This window comes from Luteimonas qiangzhengi, assembly GCF_039548515.1.
In the GTDB taxonomy this organism is placed as follows: Bacteria; Pseudomonadota; Gammaproteobacteria; order Xanthomonadales; family Xanthomonadaceae; genus Luteimonas.
Window position 1 is genome coordinate 1 of sequence record NZ_JBCLVE010000021.1, and the last position, 9,048, is coordinate 9,048.

Consider the following 9,048-nt stretch of genomic DNA (forward strand, 5'->3'; position numbering starts at 1 on the left):
TGATCTCCAGCACCAGCGCCGACTTGCGTCGCGCCGTCCAACGTTTGATTTCCTCTTCCATCATCAAGCTCATAGGTGTCTCCTTTGAAAAATAACACCTGAGCAGGAAATCACTGGGTCATTACACCGCTCCGCTAGCCCCCGGATTTCGATCGACGAGGAAGCTTACGGTGCATCGGTGTGTGGCTTCATATAGAGCCGATAGCAGACAGGAGCACTACCAAAACCGCTCGTTCAGGCGCACCACCCCAGCCCTTGATTCGCCACTCCGCCTGCATCCTCGTGACGCTAGATTATCCTCGCCACGGCAATCCTTAGTCCATCTACAATTTGATAGCTTTATAAGCTGGGAGTAACCCCCACTTGAACTGACATGACTGCAATGACTTAGGCAGCGCTCGAAATACTGTAACCATCAGCGCCGGGACGGATATGATGACGAACCAACGACTCAAGAGAGCTACGAATCGGAAGCAAGCTTCGATCAAGCAACGGCACTTTGACAATATGCAACGAGTACTCCTGACCCGCGAGAGTTGCCGTAAACTCGGTTGACCAACCCAGCTGACCGCTCTCGACGGAGACATCTGGATAAATGAGAGCCAGCGCCCTACAGTCGAATCTCGCGCCATACACTAAAATCTGATAAATATCATCTCTCGAAATGCCCAGCTGGCGTTTGGCCATATCGAGAACTTTCCATTTGGTATCAATAATCGCCAAGGTCTTGCCGCGATTATCCACTATCCGATTGTCGGGGATGAGTTCGAAAGCGCCAGTACCATGGCTATCAGCGCACGCAAAGGTACCTCTGCTTTGCGGTAAAGAAATGACACCAAACGAGGACGCGACCGAGGCTAGCTCCTTATCAATAAACTGTTCAAACAATTTGGAGGTGAAGACTACCTCGGCGATCGCAAGTGCGTCCCCCGAAAAAACGCCCGCGCCTGCATCTTGTCCCAGCAAAAAGAGAGACTGCTTTAAGAGAAACATGTATATTTCTGGAATCCGCCGCTGTGACGATATTCCACCCCAACTCACTTCACCACTAAGCTCAGAAACATGATCGAGTTCAGATAAACATGTATCAATACGCGCCCTCACCCGACTCGAACAACGAGGGCGATAGCGCCGTAAAACTTCCTTGAAGAGTTGGTTAGCGAGAACATCTTCCGACAAACCAACCCACTCAGATACAAATCGGCCTGGCCGCCGCACAGCTTCGTAAGACTGCTGAGGGAAAACAATACGACCTCTCGGGGAGACCAAGCTAGCTTGCTCCGTCCTGTAACTCCGCAGCACCCGCTTACGACGAGCTAGTTGGAGATCCTCGCAAAACGCGGTAAGTAACGCATCGAAGCGCCCCCCGTCTAAACTAAGTGAGGCGAATCCCGCGCCGTCCTCCCGAGACGAGAGTGTTGCCGCCAGCATCGCCGATAGATTCGCGTCCAGTGCACTTTTAAGGTGTGACGGCAGAAGGTGTGATCCGATCGGGGATACCTCAACAACCAGCTCTGCGGTCTCTAGAACGCCACTCCAGAACTTCGGCATGAGCCAAGACCCGGATATTTCAAAGTACCCTGCGGGATCCTTTCCGGTAACTTCATTCCAGGCGTTCAATATCGAAACGACTTCCTCCTGAGAGGATAGCTCATAAGAAGGCCCCACCTGAACCTTGCCCCACTCCTGGCACCTAACCTTCCGCTTCATCCTCTAGATCCTCAACCTCATTAGGCAGGGCCGCCTGAGCTGCCAACTTTCTTAAACAGCGCTCTGCATACTGCGGATCGTCTGGACCTGGAATTAAACGTGTTGTGTTCCAAAATCGGGGGTCCAGCTCCAGATTCCGGGGCGCGCCCAGGGACCGCCTGAACCCATATGCGGCCGCTGTCTCTTGCACCATGCCAAACACTCGCTTGAAATGTCCGTCGTCCGCTGCCGAGAAGAAGAAATTTGCAGTTCCTGCCGGCGAATCACCGAGCACCAGCAAAACCAGCCCTTCATTCCCATAGAAATATTCTCTAAGGAGAGGGATCACCCTCCTAGCGAAACGCTCGACCACTTCTAAAGCCGTAGTGCATCCGATTAGATACCCGTGGCCAATGCAATGATCGGAATCCAATAAGTACTCGATTCTAGCGTTGATCGTCCTCAGCAGCTGCGCGCAACTCAACGGTATTGGGTCTTGTGTATCGGGAAGCAGATCTGGCTCTGGCGGCACGTGAACGAATTCGAACCGCCTTCTCAGGGCATGATCTACGAGTGCAACGTTTCGGTCAGACGAATTCATCGTTCCGAGCAGATGGAGGTTTGACGGCATAAATAGCCGAGATTCAAGCTCCTCCGACCTAGGGAATTGGAGCTCAATTCCGATCGGAAATTCGGCACCCGCCCGCTTGTCCGAGTCGATAGATGAAATCAGCGGCCCTAAAATTCGACTAACGTCACCCCGATTAATCTCATCAATCACAATCACGAATTCCTTCTCGGGACTTCGAGCCGCGCGCCGTATCATGCGTAGAAGAATCCCCTCGTGCACTTTATATTGCAACGTCGGAGTTGAATCGTCGAGCTCACCCTCGTCCTCCGTCGTATATTCCGCATGTCGGTCGACCAGCAATTCAGGACGGATTGACTCTACGAAGTCCTCATACTGAAGAGACGGATGGAAGGTCACGAATGCACACTGCTCATGGTTCTCATTAAACTTCAGGAAGACGTCGGAAGTCTCATCTGCTGTCGTCTCCGTGGGATCTACAAGCTTCACTGCGTCACGGACCGCCCCTAGGGTTTTGCCGGTTCCCGGGGGCCCGTAGTAAATCCTGACAGTGGAACGGGTGGCGCTCTTTCTACGCAGCAGGAGGCGCATTCCGGCCGCTGAAATATCCTGCAAAGCAAGAGCCCGCAAGGCTTCAAATTCCTCAAGATTCCCAAAAGGATGAACTGATTGGAAGAGACGTTCCGCAACGCCTATCAGATGATCCAGTTCCAGTTCTAGCTCCCCCGCTGAAGTCGAAGCGGGCAACACCTTGACAGAAATAAATGACGCCAACACCTTTTTTAGAGTGGTCGTGCGAACGTCTTTTATAAATAGATCGTGAGGCTCAATAGATATCCCGGCGACCTCGGTAATATCATCCAACATCAGGCCATTTTGGTCCCAATCCTGAGTGGAGACTTTGCGGCCGTGCATTCCGCTGCCGCCGAGCTTTTCAAGTGCATCCTTGGAGAAGTCGTATAATAGGTTTGAAACTTCTCCGAGCCTGTTATGATTTTGAGCATTTTGGTAATGCGATGCAATGCCCAGGACGATCACCCCGGCACGGGGAACCCCAATAATTAGCAAACGCCAGCCCGCATTACTTCTGTATCGCTCGAAAAGCGCTTTTCTGTAGATTGCGAGGCTAACGAAATGCGTGTCACCTAACCACTGGCTGTATTCCGTCTCGCCTTTTCCCGCGGCCTCTAATTTGCTTTTGATCCCGCGTCTAAGCTCGTTTCTCCAGATGTTCCCGACGTTGGCCGAACTGTAGAAATTTAGGTCTGGCTCAATGCCCCATTGCTCTCCTGGAAGCACCCTCTCCAGCTCAGCAACTGCAGCGTCAAGGTGGGCCTCACAAAACTCTTTCTCTCTGGACCGAAGAATGTCTAAAATCATGCCCCCTCCAAGCGGTGGCAATCTGGAAACCCGACGCGGGACCCCGACCGGCCTACCGTGTTTACTATTATTAAGCGCTCTTTAACAGTTCGAGAAGCGCCAAACCAACTCCTTGAGCCATCAGCGGCGGGACAGCATTTCCAACCTGAGAGCATCGCGCAACGTCGTATTTTCTGCGCGGTCCATTTATTGTGTAACGACCAAAGAAATGGAAATCATCAGGAAATGACTGGAATCTGGCCATCTCTCTAACGGTAATGTTCCTCGGCTCTTTGTAATGAATAAATTCGTCCGGATGCGTCGTTATGGTCGACACAGGGCAAGTGGGATCTATGAGAACCTTTTTATCTTTCTTAGTATTGTTTTCGAGAAGAAACGATTTCTTGAGTCTCCCCGGGGGTTGGGTTCTATGTGCCAGCTCATATAGCTTAGAGATTCTCTCTCCATGCTTAGAGTAACGGTGTGAGTCTGGAACAGTCCCTGCTCGCGCTCCTCTTCTCATAGCTCGAGCGTACGCGGAGGCAGCTCTACCGTAGAACGAAGAGGAAAATTTCGGAGAATCTGGGCACTGCACAATTTGCCCGCCAGCCAAATCATCTATGGCTTGGCGCGCGGACGTATTGCTGGTTAGCGGCAGCCCCCACTGGCCTCTGACTCGCAAGCCTGCTTCAGTAATCAGCTCGCCGAGCTGCTTCCTCAGCGAGACTTGATTCAAGTCCGTTTCTCGAAGACCAATAATAACAACACGCCGTCGCGTTTGCGGCACGCCAAATAGAGTTGCGTCCAGGACCTTCAGGACGGAGGTATATCCCAACTTCTCCAGCTCATTCATAACGCCCTCAGCAGCCGAGGCGCTCTCAGCCCCTGGACGTGCAACGAATTTCCGCATGATGCCCTCGACATTTTCGATTAGCACTGCCTCCGGGCGCACCAAACTGATCAGATCTAGCATCTGAAACACCAGGTTATTGCGCTCATCTGCGCCATCCCGACTGCCTCCAACACTGAAGCCTTGGCAAGGCGGGCCACCTGCGACCAGTGAAACTTTCCCTTGCATTGAAGCGAGATTTTTTCGCTCTAAGTCGTCCTGCAGCAAGGTGACTAGATCTTGATTTTTTTTAGGGAGCCACGCCGGCCATCTCTCAAAACCACGGTATGGCGCCTCCGGCTGGAGGAAATTATTACTGAAAGTTTCGAACGCCATTGGATCCCGCTCGATTGCGAACAGCCCCTCCCATCCGGCATACGCAAGCCCTAGGCTTAGACCCCCACAGCCTGCAAAGAGATCTACACAGGTAAATCTCCGCTGATCAATTGCAGAAATTTCCTCTTTGGACCTAGACGTCTGGCTCTTCACTTCATTACTCATTTTATGTACCGAGGGAGGCGAGGTGTGTATTTGAGACCGGCATGCGGGTCGCACTGATGGACTTTAGCGTTCACGCGTCGCAGAACCCGCGACATCGCGAACCGGGACATTGCGAAGACGTGTTTTTCTTGACCGCGCCGCATCATTTGCCATGTTCGTCGCAGCAGGCCGTACGCCATCACATATTCCGCCGATACTCCCCACCCACGTCATACAGCGCATGGCTGATCTGCCCCAGACTATGCGTCTTCACCGCCTCCACCAGCGCCTCGAACACGTTGCGCCTCTCCCGCGCAGTCTTCTGAAGGTACCCCAATCCGTGCCCGTTGCCCCGTTCGGTAGCAGCGGCCGCGTCGTCTTCCACCACATGGTGATGGTCGGTCTCCCCTTCCGGCGCCAGCGGGTTGCGGTTCTGCTGCCACAGGCCGACGTTCTCGATCTGCTGGCCCTTCTCGCCTTCCGTTGAGCGGATCAGCTCGATCTCCGTGGCCACTTCGCTTTCGCCGTCCTTGCCCAGGAAGGTGTTCACGCCCACCAGGGGCAGGCTGCCGTCGTGCTTCTTGTGCTCGTAGTAAAGGCTCTCTTCCTGGATCTTGCCGCGCTGGTACATGGTGTCCATGGCGCCGAGCACGCCGCCGCGCTCGCTGATGGCTTCGAACTCCTTGTAGACGGCCTCCTCCACGATGTCGGTCAGGTAGTCGACGGCGAAGCTGCCCTGCCAGGGGTTCTCGATGAAGTTCAGCCCCAGCTCCTTGTTGATGATCATCTGGATGGCCACGGCGCGGCGCACGCTCTCTTCGGTGGGCGTGGTGATGGCCTCGTCGTAGGCGTTGGTGTGCAGGGAGTTGGCGTTGTCGAACAGGGCGTAGAGCGCCTGCAGGGTGGTGCGGATGTCGTTGAACTGGATCTCCTGCGCGTGCAGTGAACGGCCGCTGGTCTGGATGTGGTACTTCATCATCTGGCTGCGCTCGTTGGCGCCGTAGCGCTCGCGCATGGCACGGGCCCAGATGCGGCGGGCCACGCGGCCAATGACGGTGTACTCCGGGTCCATGCCGTTGGAGAAGAAGAAGCTCAGGTTGGGCGCGAAGTCGTCGATCTTCATGCCGCGCGCCAGGTAGTACTCCACGATGGTGAAGCCGTTGGAGAGGGTGAAGGCGAGCTGGCTGATCGGGTTCGCCCCGGCTTCAGCGATGTGGTAGCCGGAGATGGAGACCGAGTAGAAATTGCGGACCCGGTTGTCGACGAAGTACTGCTGGATGTCGCCCATCATGCGCAGGGCGAATTCGGTGCTGAAGATGCAGGTGTTCTGTGCCTGGTCCTCCTTGAGGATGTCGGCCTGCACGGTGCCGCGCACGGTGGCGAGCGTTTCCGCCTTGATGCGGGCGTAGGTGTCGGCGTCCACCAGCTGGTCACCGGTCATGCCGAGGAAGGCCAGGCCGAGGCCGTCGTTGCTGGGCGGCAGTTCGCCGTTGTACTGCGGACGCTCGCGGCCTTCGAAGAACGTATCGATCTTCTTCTGCGCCGCATTCCAGCGCGCGTCGTCTTCCTTCAGGTACTTCTCCACCTGCTGGTCGACGGCGGTGTTCATGAACATGGCCAGGATGATCGGCGCCGGGCCGTTGATGGTCATGGACACGCTGGTGGTGGGCGCGCACAGGTCGAAGCCGGAATACAGCTTCTTCATGTCATCGAGCGTGGGCACGTTGACGCCGGAGTTGCCGATCTTGCCGTAGATATCCGGGCGCGGCGCCGGGTCCTCGCCGTAGAGGGTCACGCTGTCGAACGCGGTGGACAGGCGCGCAGCGGGCTGGCCGACGGACAGGTAATGGAAGCGGCGGTTGGTGCGCTCGGGCGTGCCCTCACCGGCGAACATGCGGATCGGGTCTTCGCCGGTGCGGCGGTAGGGGTACACGCCGCCGGTGTAGGGGTAGTAGCCGGGCAGGTTTTCCTTGCCGAGGAAGGTCAGCAGCTCGCCCCAGCTCTTGTAGCTGGGGGCGGCGATCTTGGGGATCGGCTGGTGGCTGAGGGATTCGCGGTAGTTCTGCACCTTGATGGCGCGGTTGCGGACCTGGTATTCGGTGGTTTCGTCGGTGATGGATTTGAGGCGGGTGGGCCAGTCGCGGAGGTTGCGGAGGTTGTCCGGGGTGAGGGACTGGACGGCGTCGTTGTAGCGTTGGCGGAGGGTGAGGAGCGACAGATCTGGGGCTCCCGCGGCTTCGCGCGCATGGCGCGCTCCTACGGGGGTGACGTCCTCTCCGGAGTAGAGATCCAAGGCTTTCGGGAGGCTGGGGTCTTCGAGTTCGCGCAGGGACTGCCAGAAGGACTGGGCGCGGTCGGCGGCTTCGGCCTGCTTTTCGATGCTGTTGTTGATCGCCCTGCCCTGTTCGGCAATTTCGGCCAGGTAGCGCACGCGGGCGCCGGGGATCAGCACGGTGGCGCGCGGCTCCTTCAGGCTGGTGTCGATATCGGGCTGGAAGCTGCAGCGGCCGGCGGCTTCGGCCACGGCGGCCTTTTCCGGCAGCTTCTCGCGCAGCAGGCGGCACAGGTTGGCGAACATCCAGCTGATGCCGGGGTCGTTGAACTGGCTGGCGATGGTGGGATACACCGGCACGTCTTCATCGGCCATCTGGAAGGCGACACGGTTACGCTTCCACTGCTTGCGCACGTCGCGCAGCGCATCTTCGGCGCCGCGCTTGTCGTACTTGTTCAGCGCAATGAGCTCGGCGAAATCCAGCATGTCGATCTTTTCCAGCTGGCTGGCCGCGCCGTAGTCGCTGGTCATTACGTACATGGGGAAGTCGACCAGGTCGACGATTTCCGAATCGCTCTGGCCGATGCCGGCGGTTTCCACGATCACCAGGTCGTAGCCCAGGCTCTTGAGGAAGGCGATGCAGTCCTGCAGCACGGCGTTGGTGGCCACGTGCTGGCGGCGGGTGGCCATGGAGCGCATGTAGACGCGGTGGCTGCGCAGCGAGTTCATGCGGATGCGATCGCCCAGCAGCGCGCCGCCGGTGCGGCGACGGGTGGGATCGACCGAGATCACCGCCATGCGCATCTGCGGGAAGCTGGCCAGGAAGCGGTTCAGCAGCTCGTCGGTGACGCTGGATTTTCCGGCGCCACCGGTGCCGGTGATGCCGATCACCGGGGCGGTCTGTTCGGCAGCGGCCCACTGCTTGCGCAGCATGGCCAGCTCGGCTTCGGAGTGCAGGCCGTCTTCCAACGCGCTGAGCACGCGGCCAATGGCGATCTCGTCTTCCATGGCCGGTTTGGTGCTGGCCGGGGCGCGGGATTCATCGGCGCGGGCGGCGCGGGCGTTGGAGACGCGCTGGACGACATCCTCGATCATTTCCACCAGACCCAGCTTCATGCCGTCGTTGGGGTGGTAGATGCGTTCGACGCCGTAGGCTTCCAGCTCGCGGATTTCTTCCGGGGTGATGGTGCCGCCACCGCCGGCGATCACACGGATATGGCCCGCATCACGCTCGCGCAGCATGTCGACCATGTACTTCATGTATTCCACGTGCCCGCCCTGGTAGCTGGACAGGGCAATGGCATCGGCGTCTTCCTGCAGGGCGGCGCGCACCACGTCTTCCACCGAGCGGTTGTGGCCCAGGTGGATCACCTCCGCGCCCTGCGACTGGATCAGGCGGCGCATGATGTTGATGGCGGCGTCGTGGCCATCGAACAGGCTGGCGGCGGTGACGAAGCGCAGCGGAGTGGCCTCGGGCCGGGCGTCCGGAAGGGTCTGGGAGGCGGGTACGCTCATGGTGCAGGTCCAGAAAAATCGGGAATCCCCGATTGTATCGCGCCCTCAGAGCTACCTCCCCGTAGGAGCGCGCCATGCGCGCGAAACCGAGTGAATCATGGCGACGCAGCGGTGCCTCGGCTTCGACCCCCTGTAGGAGCGCGCCATGCGCGCGAAACCGCGTGAATCATGGCGGCAAGTGAGGCTTCGGCCCCCGCGACCGGCCCGAAGCCCCGCCGCGAGGCTTCGGCTACGACGTGGCAGCCGAAGCCTCGC

At 57.9% G+C, this 9,048-nt stretch carries 4 protein-coding genes and 1 pseudogene; all 5 read right to left on the reverse strand.

The features are described from left to right. Nucleotides 1-73, reverse strand: a pseudogene (locus WCE59_RS13665) (DUF1153 domain-containing protein); the annotation flags it as partial. A 314-nt stretch (nucleotides 74-387) separates the two neighbouring features. Then, complete coding sequence (locus WCE59_RS13670) at nucleotides 388-1,710, reverse strand: McrC family protein (RefSeq protein WP_343259326.1); 1,323 nt, start codon at nucleotides 1,708-1,710, stop codon at nucleotides 388-390. After that, nucleotides 1,694-3,658 (reverse strand): McrB family protein, encoded by a 1,965-nt coding sequence (locus WCE59_RS13675; RefSeq protein ID WP_343259327.1) that lies wholly within the window; start codon nucleotides 3,656-3,658, stop codon nucleotides 1,694-1,696. The genes WCE59_RS13670 and WCE59_RS13675 overlap by 17 nt, the downstream gene beginning before the upstream one ends. Nucleotides 3,659-3,728: 70 nt before the next feature. After that, entirely contained in the window at nucleotides 3,729-5,027 is a 1,299-nt protein-coding gene (locus WCE59_RS13680) for a DNA cytosine methyltransferase (RefSeq protein WP_343259328.1), read from the reverse strand. A gap of 178 nt (nucleotides 5,028-5,205) precedes the next feature. After that, nucleotides 5,206-8,793: a methylmalonyl-CoA mutase family protein gene (locus tag WCE59_RS13685; RefSeq protein ID WP_343259329.1), complete on the reverse strand. Its 3,588-nt coding sequence runs from the start codon at nucleotides 8,791-8,793 to the stop codon at nucleotides 5,206-5,208. Nucleotides 8,794-9,048: the final 255 nt, after the last annotated feature.